This window comes from Streptomyces sp. NPDC025784, assembly GCF_055558435.1.
On the sequence record NZ_JBVHMN010000005.1, the window covers coordinates 129,397 to 151,941 of the forward strand.

The window sequence follows — 22,545 nt, forward strand, 5'->3', positions numbered from 1 at the left end:
GCGATGTCCCGCTGCACGGCCCCGCGGGCCAGCTCCGGGCACGACCAGCGCGAGACGGGACGCCGGTCTCGGCGGGCAGTTGGCAGGCCAGTGCCTTGACCTTGGCGGCCTGCAGTGCGGTGAACGAGGGTGGCCGGCCGGGGCGACGACGGTCGGCCATCCCGGCCATGCCCTCTTGGCCGAACCGGCCCCGCCAGGTTCGTACGGTGTCCACGTGCAGACCCGTCTCACGGGCGATGCGCGCGTTGGAGCGGCCCAGTGCCGCGTGGAGCACGATGTGCGCGCATTCGGCTCTGGTGGGCAGTCTTGTGACCGTAGGCCATCTTCTTCAGCCGGTGCCTCTGCGAGGCGGTCAGCGATATCGGGCAGGCAACAGCAACGGGCAAGGCAGGCAGGCCGATCAGCAGAAGTGGATCTTACCGACTGGAGCCTGCCGCACCACTGACACGGGCGACCAGGCAGGATGACCCCATGCCCATCGTGCCGGAGTCGACCAAAACCTCTCTCGCCCAGAAGCTGCCCGCGCGAGCCCGTACCGCCTGGCCCAAGCTCGCTGGCCTGGACGTCCGTTACCGCGGTCAGTTCGCTTACGTCGACGGCGAAGGGGCCGATGGCGAGTCCATCAAACTCATGCGTCTGCGCTATGGCGGCTCCGCCAGCACCTGGGGCTTCGCCCTCTACCTCGCCAGCACCGACACGTACGAAGACACCATCCTGCCCACCGGCAGCTTCGCCGGCACCCCCGAAGAAGCCTTCGACTGTGCCTGCGGCCTCTACCTCACCGCCCCCGGCATCTGGGCCCAGATCCACCATCGTTGATTTCGACTACGCCGACAGGAGCACACCTGTGACAGACGCGATGTCCTTCCTGCTCGAACGCCTGCATGCGGCCGGCCTGACCGACGTCGTCGCGGCCGAGCCAGCCGCTGGAGGCCTCGCCGCTACCGCGGGGCTCGCGCGCCGTGGTGACGGCACGCCGGTGTTCGTCAAGGCGTTCAGCGAGCCGCCGTCGGACAACGCCTTCGTCGCGGAAGCCGAAGGGCTCACCATGCTGCGCGAGGCGGGCGGCGTCGCCACGCCCGAGATCATCCTCGCGGACCACGACTTGCTCGTATTGTCCGTGCTGCAGCCCCGACCGGGCACCGAATCCTTCTGGGAGCAGTTCGCGCATGCACTCGCCCACCTGCACACCACCACGCGGTACCCCCGATTCGGGTGGCACCAGGACAACTGGCTGGGCCGTCGTCTGCAGGTCAACACCTGGGATGACGACGGGTTCGAGTTCTTCGCCCAGCACCGTCTGCTGCGCTGGCTCGGCGAGCCTCGCGTCCAGGAGGCGCTCGACGCTGCCAACCGGGCGGCGCTGGAGCGGCTGTGCGACCGGCTGCCCGAGCTGCTGCCAGTCAGGCCCGCGTGCCTGACGCACGGCGACCTGTGGGCGCAGAACGTCATGGCCACCCCCGACGGGCGGCCCGCGCTGATCGACCCGGCTGTGTCGTACACGTGGGCCGAGGTCGACCTGGCCCACCTGTGGACGACGGCGCCGCCGCCCGAGGCACACGTGTTCTTCAAACTGTACGCCGAGCTGACCGGGCTCGACCGCAACTGGCGTGAACGCATGCCGATCCTCCAGCTACGCCAGCACCTGGCCGTGATCGCCCAGTTCGACCCCGACTGGGGCGCCGCCGATCTCGTGCGCGCCACGCTCGCCCCGTTCCGGCAGCGGCCCTGAACTCAGCTGCGTAGACGCCAGACACGACACCGGCGCCGGAGTCAACCCCCGAAGGACTTCCGGAGCCGACCACTTAGAGCGTGCCCCGTGGCCTGGGGCCGGCCTGCGTGAGGGCGAACTCGGCCTGGCGAGCATCGCCCGGAGCGTCCGCTACAGCTCGCCGTACGCATTCACGGCCGCGTTCCGCCGCCACCACGGCGGACCACCCGGACCACCCTGAAGGGGGCCGAGCCATTGCCGGTGCCCCGCTGTCCCGCGCACCCGCGCGAACGCCGCGTCTCGGCTCCTTCTTCACGGTCGTGCTCAGCCGGCCGCATCCTCGGACAGCACCCACTCCAACTGAACGTCGCTCAGACCTGGTTCGAACCCGTCCGGGAACATCAGCATCACCGGCTGTGGCCACATGTTCTCAGGCCCGTGGTCTTCGCAGTGCAAGGCCAACAGGTGCGGCCCCTCCCCGCAGTGCTCGTGCCGGTGGACGCGGTCATGGGACCGGCAGAAGTACCGGAAGGTCGTGCAGTCGTCCTCGTCCGCCGGCTCGTAGAAGTCGGGGTCGCGAACGATCTGCGTCACCGGCTCCTGCTTGTTGAACCGGGGAATGGGACGGGGATCGGTCCACAGCAGGCGAGGAGGAAGCATTCGATCATTCTGCCTCCAGGACGCATTCGGGGCGCTGATCTGCACGATCGTCCTCTCACGAGTGAAGGCCCCAGTCACCCATCGCACGGTCGGAGCGGCGCGCATGGGCGTCATGGACCGCGACTACGGCCTGGAACTGCTCGCGTGCCTCACGGATGCGGCCCGTCGCCAGGTAGACGCGACCCAACCGGGAACGGATGTCCATTTCCAGCCAGTCGTAGCCGGGTTCCGTGAGCGGGGACAGCAAGTGATGCTGCAGGAGTGCCTGATGGTGGAGGGCTATGGCCGCGCTCGGGTCTCCCTCGCCCTGTTCGGCCGTGCCCAGCCGTGTCAGACAGCGCGCGCCGAAGTAGACGTCCCCCACCTGCTCGACGAGGTGGACCACCTCGCGGAGCAGGGTCTTGGCCGCACCGTACTGGCTGAGGCGGAGGTGGATGTCGGCCGCGCAGCTCAAGACCCTGCCGAGCGTGCGCGGTCTGCCGCCCTTCTCGGCGTGGGTCCGGGCGTCGGCGAAGCAGACGAGCGCCTCCTCGTTCCGTCCCGCGAATTGGTGGACGAGGCCGAGGGTGAGAAGTGCTATCGCCGCGACCCAGTCGTCGCACTGCCTCCGGGCCAAGTCCACGGCCGCGGTGAGATGGGAGGCCGCCCGGTCGCCCTCGCCCACGCTCAGGTCGACGGAACCCAGCCCGGCGAGGGCACGAGCCTCCTCACCCGGGTGGGGACGGAGCCGGCTGAGGTGCAGCGCCTCGGTGAAGAAGGTGCGCGCCTGTCCGTATCGGCGCTGATGCAGGCCGGTGTAGGCCAGACAGTTCCGCAGGGCGAGGGCCATCCGCTGGTCGGTGGCCTCGTCGACGTGCGCGAGTGCGATCTCCAGAGCGGCCCGGGACTCGTCGTAGCGGCCCTGCCGTATGAAGTAGTCGCACAGGGCCTCGGCGATCCAGCAAGCGTGGTCTATCTCGCCGAGCGCGGCGGCGAACCCGACGACGTCGACGAGCTCTCCACCGGCCGCTTCCAACCAGGCATCCGCGTCCCGCCAGTTCGCGAAGGGTACGTCGCCGGGTCGGGGTCCGGTCGGGAATCCGCATGAGCCCCAGTCGCTGGCGAGCCGGGCCGCGTTCAGGAACAGGCGGAGGACGGCCGTGCGGGCGGCCGCTGCCTCGGCGGGCGTAGTCTCCGCGAGGCGCCGTGCGTACATGCGCACCAGGTCGTGCAGTCGGTAGCGGCTCGGCTGCGGCTCCTGCAGAAGACTCGCGTCGACCAGACTCTCCAGAATCCGCTCAGCGTCGTGCAGCGGCCGATCGAGCATCGTTGCCAACGTCAGTACGTCGAACTCGACCGTCGGCACCAGGCCCAGAGCGCGGAATGCGCGCTGTTGCTCGGCGGCGAGCTGGTCGTACGACAGCAGGAAGGCCGCTTCCACGCTGCGGTCCCCGACACTCAGTTCACCCAGCCGGCAGTCGTCCCCCGTGATGCGGCCCACCAGGTACGCCACAGTCCAGGTGTGCCGGTTCTGCAACCGCGACCCGGCGATGCGCAGGGCCAGCGGCAGTCCGTCGCAGAGCTCGGCCAGCCGATGCGTCGCCAGCGGCTCCCTGCCCGCACGCTCCGCTCCGACGATGTGCGAGAGCAGTGACACGGCGTCCCCGCTCCTGAGGGGTTCCAGGGTGACTCGTCGGTCGGCGTCCAATCCCGCCAGCCGTCGCCGTCCAGCCACCAGCACCCGGCTTCCTCCTCCCGCCGGCAGCAGCGGTCGGACTTGATCGGCGTCCAGGGCGTCGTCCAGCACCAGGAGCAGTCGTAACGGGTTGGTCGCCGCGCGCCAGGCGGCGGTGAGTTCCTCCAGGTCGCTCGGCAGCTCTCCGTTGGTCTCGCCGAGTGACCGCAGCAGGCGTTGCAGCACCTGCTCCGGTGACTGCCGCCGCCGCGTGCTGTGTGCGCGCAGGTCCACGAAGAGGCAGCCGTCGGGGTAGCGGTCGTTGAGCTCACGGGCCGCGCGTACGACGAGCGCGGTCTTGCCGACTCCGGCCGTACCGTCCACGGTCACGATCGTCACCGACCCCGGTGCGGACGACGGATCGATCAGCCGCGCCAGCTCCGCGTCGCGCCCGATCAAGCGGCCGGCGTCGCCGGGCAGGTCATTGACCGTGCGGCGGGTCGGCCGGGGGTGAGCGGCGGAGCGAGCCGGGACCGGACCGAGCAGGCGTTCGTCGTCCTGGTGCAGGACCGCGGCATACGTCTGCCGGAGTCCTTCGCCGGGATCGACGCCGAGCTCGTCACTCAGACGCTTGCGCATGTCCTGAAAGGCGTTCAGGGCCTCCGCCTGGCGTCCGCTGCCGTACAGGGCACGCATGCGCAACGCGAGCACCGACTCGTCGAGGGGAGCGGACGCGGACAGCGCGGCAAGCTCGTCCAGGGTGTCGGCGGAGCGGCCGAGAAGGACCAGGCATTCCAGCTGCTCCTGCTGCACGGTGCGTCTGCGCTCCGCCAGCCGCTCCCGTTCGACTCGTGCGAAGGGGCCCGGCAGCCCGGCCAGGGGCTCGCCGCGGAACAGGGCGAGCGCCTCGGTGTACCGGTCCAGCGCGGTGGCCGGGTCACCGGACACCTTCGCATGGTGCGCCGCATCGGCCAGCCCGGCCAGCTCGGCGACATCGAGATGGAGATCGTCGGCGACGAAGAGATAGCCGTCCGTTCCCGTGCGGATCGCCGAGTGCTCCGGCCCGGAGCCCATCTCGTCGAGAGCCTTCCGCAACTCATAGACGTAGGGCGCCAGGACCTTTCGGCCGGAGTCCGGCGGCTGCTCCGCCCACACCCCGTCGAGCAGTTGCTCGCGGCTCACCAGCGTGCCGGCGCGAAGCACCAACGCGGCCAGCACCGCACGACGTCGAGGCGGGCCCAGATCCACAGGCCTCGTACCGTGCCAGGCCAGGACAGGACCGAGTAACGCGATCCGAAGCCGCTGCGTCTGCTGAGGAGATGCCCCGCCCACACCGAACCTCCACTCCCGTGCACGAGCTGAACTTCAGCACCGTTGCAGCACCGCGGCCATGGTGACGGACAGGACTCCGCCCGACCCGCAAAAGCCGAAGAAGGTGCCTGGTGACCGAAGTGGCGTCGGTGACCGTCGTATTGGCGCGCCAGTCTTCTCCGAGGACTGGGCCCGCGCAACATGAGGCAGAGCGGTGTCCGGGGTGGCAACAGAGGTTCGTCGGAGGGGAGAGCCGCCGTTGCGACGGGCGGGAACGACCGCGTCGACGGCGGTGTCGGCACCGACTCCAATGACGGCGGCGGAGCGGTGGCATGGTGCTGTGCGAGCACCAGCCGACGACGAGGAGTGGTGGCCGAGCTGTGAGTCTCTTCCCCGCGGATGTGTGAACGGATCGGCCTAGACCGTGATGATCACGTCATCGCCCCACGGCAGCCGGTTCCGGATCCGCCCGCTGGTAGCCTCTGCACGCGCTGACCAGCGCAGCCGTCCTGGAATCGATCCTGCGGCTCGGTTCTTCGAAAGAGTGACGTGATCAAGCGGGTGCACATGACCGCCGGAGTGGTTCTGGCGGCAGTCATAGGTTTGTCCGGATGCGGTGCCACAAAGTCGGGCGAAGCCACTCCGCAGCCCGCGCAAACAGCAAGGTCTGGCAGCACAGTCGGCGTCACCGGTGGCGACTCCGGGTCGGGTACCGGTGGAAGCGGCGACACACAGCGTTCGCGGCCGACCGACCGTTCCACCCCCACTGCGTCCCCCTCCGTCGCTACCGCCCGGCCCCTGAAGGACGGCACCGCCGTGCTCACACACTGCGCGAACACGGACGACCCCTACACGACCGTCAAGGTCGGGAATCCGAACGGGCGCGAGGGCCTCTTCGCCGTGAGGATCAGCTACAAGGACGCGCGCGGCTTCACCATGAGCGAGACCTACGATCAGGTGTTGGTGTCCGCGAAGAGCGAGACGAGAGTCCGGGTGGCCGCTGCCAGTGCGGGACCCGTGGACAAGATCGATCGCTGTGAGGTCAATCCACGGGCCACTGCCGTACGGTGACGGCCCACGGAGCTCACCTCGTCCGAAAATGGCGTGCACGGCGCACGCCAGTGGTGCGGCTGCGACACCCGTCTCAGCAGGATCGACCAGCAGGTTCGACCGCTGGAACTCGTCGAGGCGGCCGTCACGGGCGGGCATGTCTCCTTGGGGCGAGGCCGGCTGCGCCGGAGGTACCGGGCTACCGCTGCTGTCGCCGGTCGTCGCGCTGATCAAGGCGACCGAGGTGCCGCTCGCGACCGTGCGATGGCCCGGTCCCGGTCGGCACCGCCGGCCGCCGGCTGCGGGACCGTACAATTTGGATCCGAACGACATTCGAGATCCGACATGCCCCCGCGGCATCAAGGAGTGTGCCCGTGCCCGGCCAACGATCGATCACACAAGCCGAGAAGCTGGCGGAGGCCAAGCTCGGCGGTATCCCGATCCACCGTGAGCAGATGGCCGTCGTGGCCAACATCTACCGTGCCGCCTCCGCGGTCCGGCAGCACCTGGAGAACTCCGTGCTGCGCAGCGCGGACCTGACCTGGACGGCGTTCGTCGTCCTGTGGGTGGTCTGGGTGTGGGGCGAGTCGGAGACCCGGCACGTGGCGGAGGAGGCGGGTATCTCCAAGGGGACGCTCACCGGAGTATCGCGGACCCTGGAGAAGCGCGGGCTCGTGCAGCGGGCCGCTCACCCCACCGACGGCAGGCTGGTGCTGCTCAGCCTCACCGACGAGGGCGAGGAGCTGATGCGGCGGCTCTTCCCCGCGTTCAACCAGGAAGAGGCCTTCGTGGCCGCGCGGCTCAGCGACGACGAGTGCCGCGGCATCGCGCAGGCGCTGCGGCAGGTCGTGCTCCAGGTCGAGGAGAACGGGGAGGAGCGCCGGCTCTCCCTGCTCGACGGCGCCCCTCCGGCCCCGCGCCGCAGCGGACGCCGCGCACAAGCCTGAGCCGGACCGGGGCGGCCCCGGTCCGGCGGCAGCTCGTAGGAGCGAGTCGGTTCAGCCCCGCTCGCCGGCGGCCCGCACGAGCGCGTCGAAGAGGCCCTGCTGGGCCGGGTCCTCGTGGGCGGTGTCCTCCGGGTGCCACTGCACCGCGGTGAACCATCCACGGGCGCCCGGCAGTTCGAGCCCTTCCACGGTGCCGTCGGCCGCGCGTGCGGTGACCGTGAGTCCCGCGCCGGTGCGGCTGATCCGCTGGTGGTGGTAGCAGGACGCCTCCACCTTCTCCGCGCCCGTCGCCCGCTCCAGCAGGGTGCCGCGCCGGATCGCCACCGGGTGCACGAGGTGGCGGTGCTCGCTCTCCGGGCCGCCCATGTCCTGCTCCAGGGTGCCGCCGAGAGCGACGTCGACGACCTGGAGTCCGCGGCAGATCGCCAGCAGGGGCACGCCCGAGTCGATGGCCTGCCGGGCGAGTTCGAGGTCGAAGTCGTCCTGGAGGTCGTCGACGTCGTAGACGCTGTCGTGGGTGTCGGTGGCGCCGTAGCGGTGCGGGGCGAGGTCCCCGCCGCCGGGGAGCAGGACGCCGTCGAAGCGGGCGAGACGTCCGGCCACGTCGTCGGGGGCGGGATGGATGCTCGCCGGTTCGCCGCCGGCCCGCCACACCGCCTCGATCAGCGCACGGGCGTTGACCTCGGCGGCGTACCGCAGCGCGGAGGTGGTGGCGGCGAAGCGGGCGGGGATCGCGATCAGGGGACGGGTCACAGCTGGATCCAGGTGGTCTTCAGTTCGGTGTACTTCTCGAGAGCGTGTACGGACTTGTCGCGGCCGTTGCCGGACTGCTTCATGCCACCGAAGGGGACGGTCAGGTCGCCCTCCTCGTAGCAGTTGACCCAGACCGTGCCGGCCTTCAGGGCCCGGGAGACCCGGTGGGCGGTGGACAGGTCCGAGGTCCACAGGCCGGCCGCGAGGCCGTACTCGGTGGCGTTGGCGAGGCGGACCGCCTCGTCCAGGTCGTCGAAGGTGAGGACGGACAGGACCGGGCCGAAGATCTCCTCGCGGGCCATCCGCATGCCCGGGTCCACCTGGTCGAAGACGGTGGGCTGCAGGAAGCTGCCGCCGGTCTCGCCGGCCGTGCGGTCGCCGCCGGCGCGCAGGCGGGCGCCCTCCTCCAGGCCGGTGCCGATGTGGCCGAGGACCCGTTCCAGATGACTCTCGCCGACCATGGCGCCCATCTCGGTCGCCGGGTCGAGCGGGTCGCCGACCCTCAGCTCATGGGCCCGCCGCACGATCGCCTCGGTGACCTGTTCGGCTACCGAGGAGTGCACCAGCAGCCGGGACGGGGCGGTGCACATCTCGCCCTGGTTGAAGAAGATGCCCCAGGCGGCGGTGGCGGCGGCCTTCTCCAGGTCCGGGGCGTCCGGCAGGACGATGTTGGGCGACTTGCCGCCGAGTTCGAGCCAGACCCGCTTGAGGTTGGAGTCGGCGGAGTAGTGCAGGAAGTGGCGGCCGACGGCGGTGGAGCCCGTGAAGGCCAGGACGTCCACGCCGGGATGGAGACCGAGGGCGCGCCCGGCCACCGGCCCGTCGCCGTTCACCACGTTCAGCACGCCCGGCGGCAGTCCGGCCTCGGTGGCGATCCGGCCGAGCAGCAGAGCCGACAGGGGTGAGTTCTCCGACGGCTTCAGTACGACGGTGCAGCCCGCGGCGAGCGCCGGGGCTATCTTCCAGCCGGCCAGCGTCAGGGGGAAGTTCCACGGCACGACCGCACCGACGACGCCTGCCGGCTCCCGGGTGACCAGCGCGAGGGCGTCCGGGGCGGTGTGGGGGGACTCGTCGTGCAGCTTGTCGGCCAGCTGCCCGTACCAGCGGAATGTGGTGATCACGGCCCGCAGTTCGATGTCGTACGCGTCCGTGATCGGCTTGCCCATCTCCAGGCTGACGGTCAACGCCAGCTCCGCGCGCCGCTCTTCGAGCAGATCGGCGATGCGCAGCAGCATCCGGCCGCGGTCGGCGGGTGCGAGCCGCGGCCAGGGTCCGCAGTCGAAGGCGCGGCGGGCGGCGGCCACGGCCGCGTCCACCTCTTTCGCGCCCCCGTCGGCGACCTGGGTCAGCACCTGGCCGTCACGGGGCGAGACGGCGGCGAAGACGTCCCCTCCCCCGCCCTCGTCGGCGCCGTCGATGTGATGCGGGCCGGACAGGTCCAGTGCCTGGGCCCGGCGCAGCCACTCCGAGTGCGTGATGTCCGGCATGCGGAACCTCCAGAGAGTTTATTTGATTCCAAACGATATGGTGTGGGGAGAGCCATCACAAGAGTTCACGGACCGCTGCGGCGGATCCGCGAACCCCCGGGAAGGAACCCGCCGTGCGCGCACTCGTCATCCAGCACGACCATGTGACCGACCCCGGCCCGGTCGGGGCCCGACTCGTGGAGCGCGGCTACGACCTGACCGTCGTGACCGTCGTGCCCGAACACCGCCACCACACGCCGCAGGTGAGCTTCGACTTCCCCGCGGCCGACGACTGGGACCTGATCGTGTCGCTCGGCGCCCCCTGGTCGGTGTACGACGAGACGGCCGTCGGCCCCTGGATCGGCGGCGAACTGGCCCTGCTGCGCAAGGCCCATCACCTCGGCGTCCCGGTGCTCGGCGTCTGCTTCGGCGCGCAGGCGCTGACCACCGCGCTCGGCGGTTCGGTCGAGACGTCGCCGCGCGCGGAGATCGGCTGGGTCGAGGTCGGCACCGATGATCCCTCACTGATCGGCCCCGGGCCCTGGTTCCAGTGGCACTACGACCGCTGCCTGCTGCCGCCGGGGGCGAAGGAGCTGGCCCGCAACGCGGTGTGCACACAGGCGTTCCGGCTCGGACGCAGCCTGGGCGTGCAGTTCCACCCGGAGATCACCGCCACGACGGTGCGCCGGTATCTCGACAACGGCGGCACGGAGCAGTGCCTGCAGCACGGCGTGGACCCCGGCGACCTGCTCGCCCGGACCGAGGAGCTGGAGCGGACGAGCCGGGCGAACGCCCGCCACCTGGTCGACGCGTTCCTCGACCGGGTGGCGGGCGCGACTGCCGGCTGACGCGTTCCTCACGGCCGAGCGGGCCGGTCCGAGCCCGACGAACGGGAACCCGGACCGGCCGCACCGCGGGGAGGCAGCGGCCTGCTCAGGCGGCCTCGGCAGCCTGGGCGGACTCCACCGGCGTCCTGTTGCGCGTCACCTGGTCCGCGACGACGCCGAGACCCAGTACCACCGGCACCATGAGGCCGAGCCAGGTCGCCGTTGCCGAGTCCCCGCCGATGAGGGTCGTGAAGTTGGCGAGGATCAGCCAGATCGCGCCGGCGATGCCGAGCGCGCCCAGCACGGGGGCGATCAGGGTGTTCCAGGGGCGGGTGTCCAGCCGCTCGCGGCGGAAGAACGCGACCACGGACACAGAGGTCAGGAAGTACAGGAGCATGATCGCCAGCACGGCGACTCCGCTGAACCACGAGAACAGGGTCAGCACCGGGTCCTTGCCCAGCAGGGCGAACGGCATGACGAGCAGCACGGCGACCACGGACTGCACCACGCCGGCCGTCCACGGGGAGTGCCGCTTGTTCAGCTTGCACAGCCCGCGGGGCAGCAGACCGTCCCGGCCGAGCGAGAAGAGATAGCGGTTGGCGGAGTTGTGGAAGGCGAGGATGCCGGCGAAGAGGGAGGTCGCCAGCAGGATCGGCAGGACGTCGCCCACCCAGCCGCCGAACTGCGCGGTGATCGGCGCGAAGACCCATCCGGAGGCGTCACCGCCGCTCAGCGCCTTGCCGGCGTCGGCGGTGGCCTGCGAGGCGCCGTGGGCGGAGACCAGCATCCACGAGGTGAAGGCGAAGAAGCCGCTGATCACGACGACGGAGAGATAGGTGGCCCGGGGCACGGTCTTGCGGGGCTCGCGCGCCTCCTCGCCGTAGATGGCGGTGGCCTCGAAGCCGAACATCGACGCCACGGCGAACATCAGCGCCACACCGGGTGCGCCCTGGAGGGCGGCACCGGGCGAGAAGCTGTCGGTGAAGTCCAGTCCCTGGGGGCCGCCGCCCTTGAAGAAGGTGACCAGGGCGAAGACGAACAGGATGCTGAACTCCGCCAGCACGAACACGGCCAGCAGCTTGGCACCCATCTCGATCCCGGCGGCGCCGAGGACCTGGACGATCGCCATGGTCACCAGGACGAAGACCCACCATGTGATGTGCACATGCGCGTACTGCTGGACCAGGCCGCTGACGATGTTGCCGTACAGCCCGTACATCGCGGCCTGGATCGCACAGTAGGCGAAGAGCGCGACACCGGCGCTGCCAGAGCCGACGCGACGGCCGAGCCCCTTGCCGATGTAGGTGTAGAACGCGCCGGCATCCACGACATGCCGCCCCATGGCGACGAAGCCGACGGAGAACAGCAGAATGACGAGGCCGGCCACGACGTACGCGGCGGGCACTCCCGCGCCGTTGCCGATGGCGACGGCGATCGGCACCGCCCCGGCGATGCCGGTCAGCGGCGCCTGCGCGGAGAGGACGAAGAAGAGGATGCCCAGCACACCGAGTGAGTTGGGTTTGAGCCGGCCTGTCACGGAGTCGTCCTGCATCGTCTGACTCCTCTGGACCGTTTGACTGTCCACGCGGATCACCTGCCTGGGGACGTGGAAGGAGGATTATTTAGAGCCAAACGAGTTGCCTCATACTGAGCTGGAACTATCCAGATGACAAGGGGGTCGGGCGATGTTTTTTGCCGTGACGGCAGGGGCAACGCCCAGTGCACCCGCTCCCCGGACGGGAACGACGAAAGGCCCCGGACGCGAAACGTCCGGGGCCCTGCATTGCGCGGCACGTCAGCTCGTCACGAGCCGCCTCTGTCGCCGGGGTCGTCGCCCTCGCCGTCGTCGTGCAGGAGCCGCAGAAGGGACCGCAGTTCCTCCAGGGCAGCGACCGTGACTTCGGGCTCGCCGAAGACGAGCTGGTGCAGCACGAGGCCGTCGAGAGCGGCGAAGACCAGCCGGGTCAGCGCCTCGTCCGCGCCGGCGGGCAGCATGCGGCTCAATTCGCGCCGTGTGGCGTCGAAGTACTCGTCGTACAGCTCGCGCAGCGGTGGCAGCAGCTCCGGCCTGCGGCGTGCCTCCAGCAGGAGCTCGTACTGGAAGGCCTGGAGGTCGGGGTCCGCCGTGACCATCTCGGAGACCCCGGCCGCGAAGTCCGCGACCTCGCCGGTGCCGGGTTCGAGCGCGCTGGTGGTCAGCGAGGTGCGGATCGTGTGGGCGAGGGTCGCCTCGATCAGCGCGTCGCGCGAGCCGAAGTGGTGCACGACGAGGCCGTGGGTGACCCCGGCCTCCTGCGCGACGGCCCGGTAGGTGAGCTTGCGCAGGCCGCCACGGGCCACCACCCGGACCGCGGCGTTGAGCAGGGCCTCGCGGCCCTCGCCGTAGTGCAGGCGTTTGCGTGGCTTGCGGCTCTGGGGCGCGTCGGCGGACTCGGTCATGCGAGCGACCCTACCTGCGCGGACCCTCGCACCGGGCGGCTCGGTCGCGGGGCCGCCACGAGGCCGTCTCGTGGCCGGGGTCACCGCCGGGGCGGGCGGATGCCGCGGAACTCCCAGTCGCCGCCGAGCGCGGTGGACAGCACCTCCTCGGACTCGGTGGGCTGGGCGCCGACGTCGGTACGGACGGCGGTGGGGCCGGTGACGATGTGGTTGGTGAGCCGGCCCAGGCCCTCGACCTCGACCTCGACCACGTCGCCGGGCCGGACCGGGCGGGAGTTGGCCGGGGTGCCGGACAGCAGCACGTCGCCGGGGTACAGGGTGATGGTGCGGGCGATGTCGGCGACGAGGTAGTGCATGTCCCACTGCATCTCGTCGGTCGAACCGTCCTGCACCACCTCGCCGTTGACATATGTCCGCAGGCTCTTGCCGTGGAAGTCCCAGTCGGTGACCAGGCCGGGGCCGAGCGGGCAGAGGGTGTCGGAGCCTTTCACGCGGAGCATGGAGCCGGCGTCCGTGTCACGGAAGTCGTGCAGGCCGTAGTCGTTGGCGACGGTGTAGCCCGCGATGTACTCCCCCGCCTCCGCCGGCGAGATGTTCCGCGCGGTCTTCCCGATGACGATGGCGACCTCGCCCTCGTAGTTGAGCCACTTGCAGCCCTCTGGGCGGACGATGGCGCCCTTGTGGGAGTTGAGGGCCGAGGTCGGCTTGTGGAAGTAGGTCGGGGTGTCCGGCAGGCCGATCTGGAACTCGTCCACGCGGCTGCGGTGGTTGAGGTGGACGGCGATCACCTTGGAGGGCACGACCGGCGGCAGGTGCTGGGCCTGTTCGGTCTTGACGCGGCGGCCGTCCCCGGCGACGAGTTCGTCCCCGTCGACGGTGACCTGGACGGCGGCGCCGTCGAGGAGGATGCGGCGGTATTCGGGCATGACAGCCTTCCTAGAAGCGACGGTGCGGGTTGTGGGGTGCGGCGGGCACGGATGCGGACGCTTCCGTGCCGGTCCAGCCGTCGGCCGGGCGGTCGAACCAGAGGTGGACCTGGCCGGTGCCGATGGAGTTCTCGTACTCGCCGTACTGCCGGGCCTTGGCCGTGCAGGCCTGCTCGCCGAGGGCGCCGGCCATCATCAGGTAGTGGAAGAACTTCGCCTCGGGCTTGTACTTCCAGAACTCGTCCATGGTGTCGAGGACCTTGTCGTGGCGGCCCTCCTTGAACCAGGCGATCCGCTCGTGGTCCGCCTCGCGGGCCTCGGGCGTGAAGATGTGCGCGGTGTCGCTGGACTCGTGGTCGCGCAGCTCGCGCAGCGGCCAGAAGGTGTGCGAGAGGGCGCCGGAGGCGATGAGCAGGACGCGGCGGCCGGGGGTGGCGGCGATGCCGTCGGCGAGCGCCCGCCCGAGCCGCAGATGGTCCTCCATGTCGCCGGTCTGACAGACGCCGATGGTCACCCACCGCTTGGCGGGAAGGCCCTCTCCGAGGAACTTCCAGAGGTTGATGGTGGCGTAGTAGATCGGCAGATGGTCGTCCTCGATCGCGGTGATCCAGGTGCCGTGCTTGCCCGCGAACTTCTCGATGTTCTGGGCGAGTTCGGGATCTCCCGGGAAGTCGTACGGCATCCGGCACATGCCGCGCGGCAGCTCCTCGGAGGTGAAGAGCCCGGACCGGCGCTGCTGTGCGGTGACGACGAACTCGACGGTGGTCGCCCAGTGGGAGTCGAGGACCACGACGGTGTCGTAGTCGTCCCGCTCGAAGACGTCCTTGCGCAGTTGCTCGAGGCCGGTGACAAGGGTGATCTCCTTGCCCTCGTTCAGTTCCAGCCGTACGGCCTCGGGCAGCACGATGGTGGGGACATGGGCGAGCAGGCCCGCCCCGACGATCTCACCCATGGTCCTTCCATCCCTTCGGGGCGGTGACGGTGTTCTTCAGGTCGCAGTAGAAGTCGAAGCTCCAGTTGCCGCCCTCGCGCCCGACGCCGGAGTGGCGGGAGCCGCCGAAGGGCGCCTGGAGGTCGCGTACGAAGAAGCAGTTGACCCAGACGGTGCCCGCGACGAGTTGTGCGGTGACGCGCCCGGCGCGCTGCTTGTCGCCGGTGGCGACGGTGGCGGCGAGCCCGAAGCGGGTGTCGTTGGCCAGGCGTACGGCCTCGTCCTCGGTGGCGAAGGTCTGGAGGGTCAGGACGGGACCGAAGACCTCCTCCTGGACGATCTCGCTGTCCTGCGCCACATCGGTGAGCAGGGTCGGCGCGTAGTACTGGCCGTCCTTGCGGTGCCCGCCGATGACGGCGCGGGCGCCGGCCGCGATCGCCCGCTGCACGAAGCCGTCGATCTTCTCCAGCTGGCGGGGGTGGATGTTGGGGCCGATGTCGGTGGTCTCGTCGCGCGGGTCGCCCTGCACGATGCCGGCCGCCTTCTCGGTGAAGCGCCGGGTGAACTCCTCGGCGATCGACTCCTCGACCAGGATGCGGGTGGCGGCCAGGCAGACCTGCCCCGCGTTGTCGTACTGCTCCACCGCGAGGTCCACGGCGAGGTCGAGGTCGGCGTCGGCGAACACCAGCAGCGGGGACTTGCCGCCGAGTTCGAGGCTGAGCGGGGTGAGGTTGGCGGCCGCCGACGCCGAGATCCGCTTGGCGGTGGGCACCGAGCCGGTGAAGCTGATGCGGCGCACGTCCGGGTCCGAGGTGAGGGCGTCGCCGATCTCGGAGCCGTAGCCCTGGACGATGTTGAGCACGCCGGCGGGCAGCCCGGCCTCGGCGGCGATGTCCGCGAGGAGCGAGGCGGTCAGCGGGGTCCACTCGGCGGGCTTGAGCACCACGGTGTTGCCGGCCGCGAGGGCCGGGGCGATCTTCCAGGTCGAGAGCATCAGCGGGGCGTTCCACGGTGTGATCAGCACGCTGGGTCCGGCCGGGTCCCAGTCGACGTGGTTGGTGTGCCCGCGGGTGTCGAAGTCCTCGTGCTCCAGCGTCAGCAGCCAGTCGGCGAAGAAGCGGAAGTTGTGCGCGACGCGCGGCATGACGCCGCGGCGGTGCGAGCGCAGCAGGGCGCCGTTGTCGGTGGTCTCGACGACGGCGAGCTCTTCGATCCGCTTCTCGACCCCGTCGGCGACGGCGTGCAGGAGGCGGGCGCGTTCGGCGCGGGGGGTGGCGGCCCAGGCCGGGAAGGCGGCCTTCGCGGCGGCGACGGCGGCCGCGGCCTCCGTGGCGGTGCCGCGGGCGATCTCACCGATCACGCTGCCGTCGATCGGTGAGACGTCGGTGAAGGTGCCGGCGGAGGCGACGCGCTCGCCGCCGATCCAGTGCCGGGTGTCGACGGCGACTCCGGCGACAGTGATCTTGTCAGTCATGAGAACGGCTCCTGTTGAACGGGGAGGGAGTGCAGCCCACCTAGGGGCGCGGGGAACTGCGCGACCGGCCACAGCGGACCCGCGGCCGGTCGCCGACCTCACCCCGCAGACGCTTCCGACGTGCCGGACTCCAGCAGGCGGCCGCCGTCCCACACCACCCCGACCTGGCGGTGGTACGCGGCGATCGGCTCACGGATCTCCAGCCGGGCCAGCTCCTCTGTGGGCGCCTCGAACAGCTCCAGCTCGGCGTCGCCGACCCACGGCTGGCCACCCTCGAAGGACGCGGCGCCGGACTCGATCAGCTCGTCCAGGGCGAGCCCCTTGCCCTTCTCGATCGAGGGCAGCCAGCGGTGGTGGGCCATGGGGTGGCCGTTGACGAAGCCGTTCGTCTCCGAGGGCTCCCGCAGGGTCACCACGGCCTGGGCCAGACGCCGGTCGGCGGCGGCGAGGGTCGCGCCGAAGCGGGCGCCGGCCTCGATCCGCGGGGCGGGCCCGTACGGGTGCGGGCGCGTCTGGTGGATGGAGCCGAGCTTCTTCGGATAGCCCTGGTGCAGCCCGCGCGCGATCGCGAAGTCCTTGTCGACCCAGATGTACACGCAGCGGGTGTAGGTCTGCCCCTTGTACTTGCAGCGGACGACCGCGAAGGCCTCCTTGTACTGGGAGAGCACCGGGTCCAGCAGTTCGTCGCCGGAGGCGGAGCAGGACTGCCAGTCGGCCCAGATCAGCGCGACCGCGCCCGGGTCCTCGTCGGCCAACTCCAGCGGCTGGGGCAGCAGTTCACGCACACGCGCGGGGTCGGTGCGGTACTCGACGGTGAGCAGGTCGCCCGAGTAGCGCCACGGCGGGGACGGGATCAGCGACGAGGCGCCCGTCGCCGTCTTGGGGTGGAAGTAGCCACGGACAGCAGACATGAGGGAGGGTTCCTTACGCGGTGAGGGACGCGGTGAGAGCGGGCTGCTTCAGCAGTTGGGCGCGGTAGCGGGCGGCACCCATGGCGGCTGCCTGGCCGCCGAGCGCGACGACGCCGACGAGCCGGCCGTCGCGGTGGTAGCCGACGAGGACGTCGCCTCCCGGGTCGCCGTCCAGGATCCGTACGTCGTCCTTGCCGAGGACCGGGGCCCCGAAGGACTGCAGCCGGAACTCGTGCTGGTCGCTCCAGAAGGTGGGCAGTGGCGCGAAGGGCGCCAACTCTCCATCCTTGCCGGTGAGATGGGCGACGAGCGCCTTCGCGGCGTGCTTGGCCGTGTCCGTGGGGATCGACCAGTGCTCGACGCGGCGGGGCACGCCGTCGTAGCGGGCGTTGGGGAAGCGGGCGACGTCGCCCACCGCGACGACCTCGGGCCGGCCGCCGACCCGCAGCTGCTCGCAGGTGAGCACGCCGTCGCTGAGGTCGAGGCCGTTGCCCTGAAGCCACTCGACGTTGGCGACCGAGCCGACCGACTCCACGACCACGTCGGCGGGCAGCACGGTGCCGTCGCCGAGGACGACGCCGGTGACGCGGTCCTCGCCCTCGAACCCGGCGACTCCCGCCCCGAGTTCGAAGCGCACCCCGCGCTCCTCGTGCCGCTCGAGCAGGGCCTGGCCGAGGAGTTCGCCGAGCGGTCCGACCATGGGCAGGGGGAGCGGGTCGACGACGGTGACCTCACGGACGCCGAGTCCCACGGCGGTGGCCGCGACCTCGCAGCCGATGAATCCGGCGCCGACCACGACGACACGGGCGCCGGGGCGGGTCAGCTCCTCGCGCAGGCCTTGGGCGTCGGCGAGGGTGCGGACGGTGTGCCGGCCGGTGAGCGGACCCGGGCAGTGCAGCCGCCGGGGCCGCATGCCGGTGGCGACGACCAGTCCGTCGTAGGAGAGCCGCGAGCCGTCGTCGAGCACGACCGTGCGCTCGTCGAACCGGGCCTCGACGACCTTCGCGCCGAGCCGCCACTCCACATCGGCGGCGGCGGCCTTCGGGGTGAAGGCCAGTGACTCGAAGGGGGCCTTGCCGGCCAGGACCTCCTTGGACAGCGGAGGCCGGTTGTAGGGCATGTGGGGCTCGTCGCCGACGACCGTGATCGCCCCGGTCCAGCCGGCCGCACGGAGCTGCTCGGCGGCCCGGAGGCCACCCATCGAGGCGCCGGCGACCACGATACGGCCGCTCATGTCAGGCCTCGATCCGGATGGCCTGCAGCGGGCACACGTCCGCGGCCTCTTCGACCTCGTCGCGCAGCGCGTCGTCCGGGTCGGACACGTACGCCAGGTGGCCGGCCTCGTCCATCGAGAAGACGTCGGGGGCCGCGAAGACGCACTGGCCGTGGTCCTGGCACTTGTTCATGTCGACGACGACCTTCATGGCGGTCCTCCTGAGGGTGAGGGCGTCGGGCAGTGGAGAGGAAAGGGGGGCCCGACCCGGATGGGACGGGCCCCTCGGCCACAGGGGGACGGATTCCGTGGAAGCCGTCGCCCTGACTCGTTTGGCTTCAAACAACATAGGAACCCTCGGGACCCTGGTCAATACCTGTCCAGATGGATAAATTCTTTGGACCACCCTCTTGCGGGGCGGCGACTCCCTCCATACCGTTCGGGTTCAAACGACTAGCTCCGGGATACGTCCGTAGGCCCGGAGTACGCCTGGGAGTCCCCCACTCTTCCGCCAAGGAGACACCGGTGAGCGCATCCGACACCCCAGACATCCGCCGGCACATGGAGCGGCTCGCCGCCGAGGGCGTCGACGTGGTCAGGGTGGTCTACCCCGATCTGATCGGCACCGACCGCGCCCGCGACGTCCTGCTGGACCACCTGCCTTCGGCCTGCGATCACGGCCTCGCCTTCTGCCGGGCCGTCTACCACACCAGCCCGCAGGGCGATGTGGCCGCCGTCGCGGGCGGTCTGGACGCCGGGCTGCCGGACGTGACCGTGCGCCCCGACCTGTCCACCCTGGCCGTCCTGCCCTGGGAGCCCGGCGTCGCCGCCTGTCTCGGCGAGGTCACCGACCCGGCGACCGGGGCCCCGGCGCCCGAGTCGCCCCGCGACCTGCTGCGCACGGTCCTGGCCCGGGCCACCGAGCAGGGGCTGCGCCCCGTCGTCGGCCCCGAACTGGAGTACTTCCTGCTGGAGCCCGCCCCCGGCACCCCCACCGGCTGGCGCCGCTCGCCGGAGACCACCGGCTCCGTCTACACCGCCGGCCTGCGCGCCGACCCCGGCAACCACCTCCTGCGGACCCTGCGCCACCTGCGCGACCTGGGGCTCGGCGTGATCACCGGCAACCACGAGTTCGACGGCGGACAGTACGAGATCAACCTGACCCACTCCGCCGCCCTGGACGCCGCCGACCGTGCCTTCCGCTTCAAGGCGGCCGTGAAGGAACTGGCCCGCCAGGAGGGCAACATGGCCACCTTCATGGCCAAGCCCTTCGGCGACGCGGGCGGCTCCGGCTTCCATCTGCACCTGTCCTGCAACGACGCCGAGGGCCGCAACGCCTTCGACGACCCGGCGGGCCCCTACGGCCTCTCCGCCACCGCCCGGCACGCCGTGGCCGGCATCCTCGCCCATGCCCCGGCGCTCGCGGCGCTGGCCAACCCGACCGTGAACTCGTACAAACGCTTCGGTCCCGACACCCTCGCGCCCTGGCTGATCGACTGGGGGCTCGACAACCGCAGCGCCATGGTCCGCATCCCGCCGGAGCGCGGCAGCGGGGCCCGGCTGGAGCTGCGCCTCGGCGACGCCAGCGCCAACCCGTACCTGCTGATCGCCGGCACGATCGCGGCGGCCCTGCTCGGTGTCCAGGCCGGCGAGGAACCCTCGGCCCCCCTGGAGGGCTACGGCTACGACACAGCCCGTTCCGCCCTGCTCCCGCAGACCCTGTCCGCCGCGCTCGACGCACTGGAGGCGGACACCGCCCTGACCGAGGTGCTCGGCAAGGCCTTCACCACTTCCTTCCTCACGTACAAGCGCGACGAACTCGCACGCTTCGGCCGGCACGTCACGGACTGGGAGTTCACCGAGTACGCCTACCACCTGTAATCGGCGGCGCCCCCGAATCCGCCGCCCCGAAGCCTCGTTCAGGAGATCCACCGCCATGACCAGCCCCACCGTTCCCCCCGTTCCCACCACCCGCGCCGAGCTGCGCGCCGCCCTCGCCGAGCCCCTGCCCATCGAGCAGGTGGACCTCGCCGACCTCGACAACTTCGCCGACGGCATCACCCCGTGGCGGATGTTCCACACCCTGCGCCACGAGGACCCGGTGCACTGGCAGCCCGAGGAAGCCCCCAACTCCGGATTCTGGGCCGTCACCCGGCACGCCGACATCGCCACCGTCGACCGCGACCCCGAGACCTTCACCTCGACGAAGTTCGTCAACCTCGAGGAGGTCGACGAGGACCAGATCAAGAAGCGCGCCTCGATCCTGGAGATGGACGGAGTCCGCCACCGCGCGCTGCGCAGCGTGATCCAGCGCCAGTTCGGCGCGAGCGTCATCAACAGCTACAGCGACTTCCTGCGCGGCCTGACCGCGAAGACGCTGGACGCGGCGCTCGCCAAGGGCAGCTTCGACTTCGTGGCCGACGTCTCCGCGGACTTCCCCATCAACGTCCTCGCCCGTCTGCTGGACGTACCCACCGAGGACAACCAGCAGCTCATCGACTGGGGCAACCGCATCATCGGCAACACCGACCCCGACTACGCGGACGTGCTGCTGCACAGCGAGGAGAGCGAGAAGTACCGCGACCTGCCCTTCCGCTCCCCGGCGTCGATCGAGGTGTTCGAGTACGGCCGCGAGCTGGCGCGTCAGCGGCGCGGCGGCGACGGCACGGACCTGGTCTCGAAGCTGGTCAACACCATGCCGCGCGACGGAGTGCCGCTGTCCGCGCAGGACTTCGACAACTACTTCCTGCTCCTGGTGGTGGCCGGCAACGAGACCACCCGCCACACCATCACCCACTCCATGCTGGCCCTGCTCCAGCACCCCGAGCAGCTGGCCCGCCTCAAGGACGACCCGTCCCTGATCCCCACGGCGGTCGAGGAGTTCCTGCGCTGGGCCTCCCCCGTCTACCACTTCCGCCGCACCGCGACCCGTGACGTCGAACTCGGCGGCAGGCAGGTCAAGGAGGGCGACAAGGTCGTCATGTGGTACGCCTCCGGCAACCGCGACGAGCAGGTCTTCGGCAACCCCTACGACTTCGACGTCGCCCGCGAGAACAACGACCACGTCACCTTCGGCAAGGGCAGCCCGCACCTGTGCCTGGGCAACCTGCTCGCGCGCACCGAGATCCGCATCATGTTCGAGGAGCTCATCCCGCGCATCGCGGACATCCGCCTGGCCGGCGACGTCCCGCGCGTCCGCTCCAACTTCGTCAACGGCATCAAGAAGCTGCCGGTGGAGGTGACGCTCGCCTGACCTGGGCGAGTCCCTCTCTCCCGTCCGGGACCGCTCCCGGGCACCAGGTCCTCCCCACCTCACCTGACGGTTTCCCGCCGGGCCGCCCTTCGGGCGACGGCGGGAACGGTCAGGCACGTCCCGGCTGTATCGATCACGAGCGTGACTGACATTGACGGGGCTTGATCATGACGGAGACCTGCGGTGTGGTGGAGCCGTCCAGGACTGCACCGCACCGCACACCGACCACCTGTCACCCGCACAGCCCCGACCGGCTCCTGCGCTCGTCGCGGCCGTCCACCAGGTTCAGTCCATGGCGACCAGCACCTCTCCATCGTCGTCTCGCCGGCCGATGCTCACCGCGCCGTCGCAGTGGGGATGCTGGAGCCGCGACCACGTCTCAAGCCCACACCGCCCTGACCACGGCGTGGCCTGCTGCAGCCGCCCGCCCGTAGAACCCTTGGAGGTTCCTGTGATGTTCGAGGAACCTCTGCCTGACCTCCGCCTCGTCCCAGCCGGACCAGACGAGCTGGGCACCGGCGACCTTCCACAGCTCGTCGAAAGAGACACTCGCGAGGAAGCCTGCGGCTTGTGACACCCCAGGCGGCTCCAGAATCCCCAGGGGTGGGTGGGAGGGATCGGCATCAGCGCTGTGCGCCACGGGGCGCCCGCCGTAGATCGGCAACGTCCGGAGCTCGTCGGCATCCGCATCGAGGACATCGGCAGCGGCATAGAGGTCATTGACGGCATCCCAGACCTTGTCGAGCGAGACGGCGATGCCCGCTGTGTACTCGCCGGGGTGGTTCTCCCAGGCCTCCCACATGAACGCCGCGAGCCAGGTGTGGTCGTCCCTGATCGCGGATTCCGCGACGGCGCGCAGGTGCATGTGGATGCTCACAGCGACGTTTCCTCCAGCTCGGCGGCCCGCCTGTCAGGCCGAACGCACAGAACCTACTCGACGACACTGACGGCGAGACCTCCCCTCTCCTGACGCGGGATCCCAGGCGCTGCGAAGACGCCCTCCGGCACCCGAGCGCCGT

At 70.6% G+C, this 22,545-nt stretch carries 20 protein-coding genes and 1 pseudogene; 7 read left to right on the forward strand and 14 right to left on the reverse strand.

Annotation, left to right across the window (positions count from 1 at the left end; translation table 11 throughout):
• Positions 1-79: 79 nt before the first annotated feature.
• A pseudogene (locus tag ACZ4IF_RS14050) lies at positions 80-274 on the reverse strand (helix-turn-helix domain-containing protein); the annotation flags it as partial.
• A 197-nt stretch (positions 275-471) separates the two neighbouring features.
• Here ACZ4IF_RS14050 and ACZ4IF_RS14055 point away from each other — a divergent pair.
• Together ACZ4IF_RS14055 and ACZ4IF_RS14060 are read left to right on the forward strand one after the other, a co-directional pair.
• A complete protein-coding gene (locus ACZ4IF_RS14055; RefSeq protein WP_467562539.1) occupies positions 472-819 on the forward strand; it encodes a hypothetical protein in 348 nt (115 codons plus the stop codon).
• A 28-nt stretch (positions 820-847) separates the two neighbouring features.
• Positions 848-1,732, forward strand: coding sequence for a fructosamine kinase family protein (locus ACZ4IF_RS14060; RefSeq protein ID WP_467562541.1), 885 nt, complete (start codon positions 848-850; stop codon positions 1,730-1,732).
• A gap of 303 nt (positions 1,733-2,035) precedes the next feature.
• Here the strand turns inward: ACZ4IF_RS14060 and ACZ4IF_RS14065 are convergent, their stop codons facing one another.
• A complete protein-coding gene (locus ACZ4IF_RS14065; protein ID WP_467562542.1) occupies positions 2,036-2,371 on the reverse strand; it encodes a hypothetical protein in 336 nt (111 codons plus the stop codon).
• 55 nt (positions 2,372-2,426) lie between these two features.
• On the reverse strand, positions 2,427-5,357 hold the full coding sequence (locus ACZ4IF_RS14070) for an AfsR/SARP family transcriptional regulator (RefSeq protein ID WP_467562543.1): 2,931 nt from the start codon (positions 5,355-5,357) through the stop codon (positions 2,427-2,429).
• A 795-nt stretch (positions 5,358-6,152) separates the two neighbouring features.
• Here ACZ4IF_RS14070 and ACZ4IF_RS14075 point away from each other — a divergent pair.
• Entirely contained in the window at positions 6,153-6,407 is a 255-nt protein-coding gene (locus ACZ4IF_RS14075; protein ID WP_467562545.1) for a hypothetical protein, read from the forward strand.
• A gap of 353 nt (positions 6,408-6,760) precedes the next feature.
• Complete coding sequence (locus ACZ4IF_RS14080) at positions 6,761-7,333, forward strand: MarR family winged helix-turn-helix transcriptional regulator (RefSeq protein ID WP_467562547.1); 573 nt, start codon at positions 6,761-6,763, stop codon at positions 7,331-7,333.
• Between the two features lie 51 nt (positions 7,334-7,384).
• On the opposite strand, the gene ACZ4IF_RS14085 is transcribed toward ACZ4IF_RS14080, so the two are convergent.
• Positions 7,385-8,086: a gamma-glutamyl-gamma-aminobutyrate hydrolase family protein gene (locus ACZ4IF_RS14085; RefSeq protein ID WP_467562549.1), complete on the reverse strand. Its 702-nt coding sequence runs from the start codon at positions 8,084-8,086 to the stop codon at positions 7,385-7,387.
• Positions 8,083-9,573, reverse strand: a complete 1,491-nt coding sequence (locus ACZ4IF_RS14090) for an aldehyde dehydrogenase (protein ID WP_467562551.1) — start codon at positions 9,571-9,573, stop codon at positions 8,083-8,085. Before ACZ4IF_RS14090 ends, ACZ4IF_RS14085 begins: the two co-directional genes overlap by 4 nt.
• 113 nt (positions 9,574-9,686) lie before the next feature.
• Here ACZ4IF_RS14090 and ACZ4IF_RS14095 point away from each other — a divergent pair, with 113 nt between their 5' ends.
• Positions 9,687-10,400, forward strand: coding sequence for a type 1 glutamine amidotransferase (locus ACZ4IF_RS14095; protein WP_467562553.1), 714 nt, complete (start codon positions 9,687-9,689; stop codon positions 10,398-10,400).
• A gap of 85 nt (positions 10,401-10,485) precedes the next feature.
• Here ACZ4IF_RS14095 and ACZ4IF_RS14100 read toward each other — a convergent pair whose 3' ends face one another.
• From ACZ4IF_RS14100 to ACZ4IF_RS14135, 8 genes are all read right to left on the reverse strand, one after another.
• A complete protein-coding gene (locus ACZ4IF_RS14100) occupies positions 10,486-11,964 on the reverse strand; it encodes an APC family permease (RefSeq protein WP_467562555.1) in 1,479 nt (492 codons plus the stop codon).
• Positions 11,965-12,182: 218 nt separating this feature from the next.
• The gene (locus ACZ4IF_RS14105) at positions 12,183-12,818 is read right to left on the reverse strand and encodes a TetR/AcrR family transcriptional regulator (protein ID WP_467562557.1); all 636 of its coding nucleotides are present in this window, start codon (positions 12,816-12,818) and stop codon (positions 12,183-12,185) included.
• An 80-nt stretch (positions 12,819-12,898) separates the two neighbouring features.
• Positions 12,899-13,744, reverse strand: a complete 846-nt coding sequence (locus ACZ4IF_RS14110; RefSeq protein ID WP_467562559.1) for a fumarylacetoacetate hydrolase family protein — start codon at positions 13,742-13,744, stop codon at positions 12,899-12,901.
• A 10-nt stretch (positions 13,745-13,754) separates the two neighbouring features.
• A complete protein-coding gene (locus ACZ4IF_RS14115; RefSeq protein ID WP_467562561.1) occupies positions 13,755-14,696 on the reverse strand; it encodes a 3,4-dihydroxyphenylacetate 2,3-dioxygenase in 942 nt (313 codons plus the stop codon).
• Positions 14,689-16,149, reverse strand: a complete 1,461-nt coding sequence (locus tag ACZ4IF_RS14120; protein ID WP_467562563.1) for an aldehyde dehydrogenase — start codon at positions 16,147-16,149, stop codon at positions 14,689-14,691. Before ACZ4IF_RS14120 ends, ACZ4IF_RS14115 begins: the two co-directional genes overlap by 8 nt.
• Before the next feature lie 98 nt (positions 16,150-16,247).
• Positions 16,248-17,060, reverse strand: coding sequence for an acetoacetate decarboxylase family protein (locus ACZ4IF_RS14125; RefSeq protein WP_467562565.1), 813 nt, complete (start codon positions 17,058-17,060; stop codon positions 16,248-16,250).
• Between the two features lie 13 nt (positions 17,061-17,073).
• The gene (locus tag ACZ4IF_RS14130; RefSeq protein ID WP_467562567.1) at positions 17,074-18,294 is read right to left on the reverse strand and encodes an NAD(P)/FAD-dependent oxidoreductase; all 1,221 of its coding nucleotides are present in this window, start codon (positions 18,292-18,294) and stop codon (positions 17,074-17,076) included.
• 1 nt (position 18,295) lies between these two features.
• Positions 18,296-18,484, reverse strand: coding sequence for a ferredoxin (locus ACZ4IF_RS14135; protein ID WP_359498288.1), 189 nt, complete (start codon positions 18,482-18,484; stop codon positions 18,296-18,298).
• Between the two features lie 314 nt (positions 18,485-18,798).
• On the opposite strand from ACZ4IF_RS14135, the gene ACZ4IF_RS14140 reads away from it, so the two are divergent.
• Positions 18,799-20,154, forward strand: coding sequence for a glutamine synthetase family protein (locus ACZ4IF_RS14140; protein ID WP_467562569.1), 1,356 nt, complete (start codon positions 18,799-18,801; stop codon positions 20,152-20,154).
• Positions 20,155-20,209: 55 nt separating this feature from the next.
• Positions 20,210-21,526 carry a cytochrome P450 gene (locus ACZ4IF_RS14145; RefSeq protein WP_467562571.1) on the forward strand — a complete coding sequence of 439 codons (1,317 nt, stop codon included), beginning with the start codon at positions 20,210-20,212 and terminating at the stop codon, positions 21,524-21,526.
• A 379-nt stretch (positions 21,527-21,905) separates the two neighbouring features.
• Here the strand turns inward: ACZ4IF_RS14145 and ACZ4IF_RS14150 are convergent, their stop codons facing one another.
• Positions 21,906-22,403 carry a DUF1877 family protein gene (locus tag ACZ4IF_RS14150; RefSeq protein ID WP_467562573.1) on the reverse strand — a complete coding sequence of 166 codons (498 nt, stop codon included), beginning with the start codon at positions 22,401-22,403 and terminating at the stop codon, positions 21,906-21,908.
• Between the last annotated feature and the right edge of the window lie 142 nt (positions 22,404-22,545).

Coding starts and splice junctions, on each gene's coding strand:
- ACZ4IF_RS14135 (WP_359498288.1), bottom strand. CDS start 18,484: ATGAAGGTCGTCGTCGACATGAACAAGTGCCAGGACCACGGCCAGTGC.
- ACZ4IF_RS14105 (WP_467562557.1), bottom strand. CDS start 12,818: ATGACCGAGTCCGCCGACGCGCCCCAGAGCCGCAAGCCACGCAAACGC.
- ACZ4IF_RS14110 (WP_467562559.1), bottom strand. CDS start 13,744: ATGCCCGAATACCGCCGCATCCTCCTCGACGGCGCCGCCGTCCAGGTC.
- ACZ4IF_RS14065 (WP_467562542.1), bottom strand. CDS start 2,371: ATGCTTCCTCCTCGCCTGCTGTGGACCGATCCCCGTCCCATTCCCCGG.
- ACZ4IF_RS14055 (WP_467562539.1), top strand. CDS start 472: ATGCCCATCGTGCCGGAGTCGACCAAAACCTCTCTCGCCCAGAAGCTG.
- ACZ4IF_RS14125 (WP_467562565.1), bottom strand. CDS start 17,060: ATGTCTGCTGTCCGTGGCTACTTCCACCCCAAGACGGCGACGGGCGCC.
- ACZ4IF_RS14120 (WP_467562563.1), bottom strand. CDS start 16,149: ATGACTGACAAGATCACTGTCGCCGGAGTCGCCGTCGACACCCGGCAC.
- ACZ4IF_RS14115 (WP_467562561.1), bottom strand. CDS start 14,696: ATGGGTGAGATCGTCGGGGCGGGCCTGCTCGCCCATGTCCCCACCATC.
- ACZ4IF_RS14130 (WP_467562567.1), bottom strand. CDS start 18,294: ATGAGCGGCCGTATCGTGGTCGCCGGCGCCTCGATGGGTGGCCTCCGG.
- ACZ4IF_RS14145 (WP_467562571.1), top strand. CDS start 20,210: ATGACCAGCCCCACCGTTCCCCCCGTTCCCACCACCCGCGCCGAGCTG.
- ACZ4IF_RS14090 (WP_467562551.1), bottom strand. CDS start 9,573: ATGCCGGACATCACGCACTCGGAGTGGCTGCGCCGGGCCCAGGCACTG.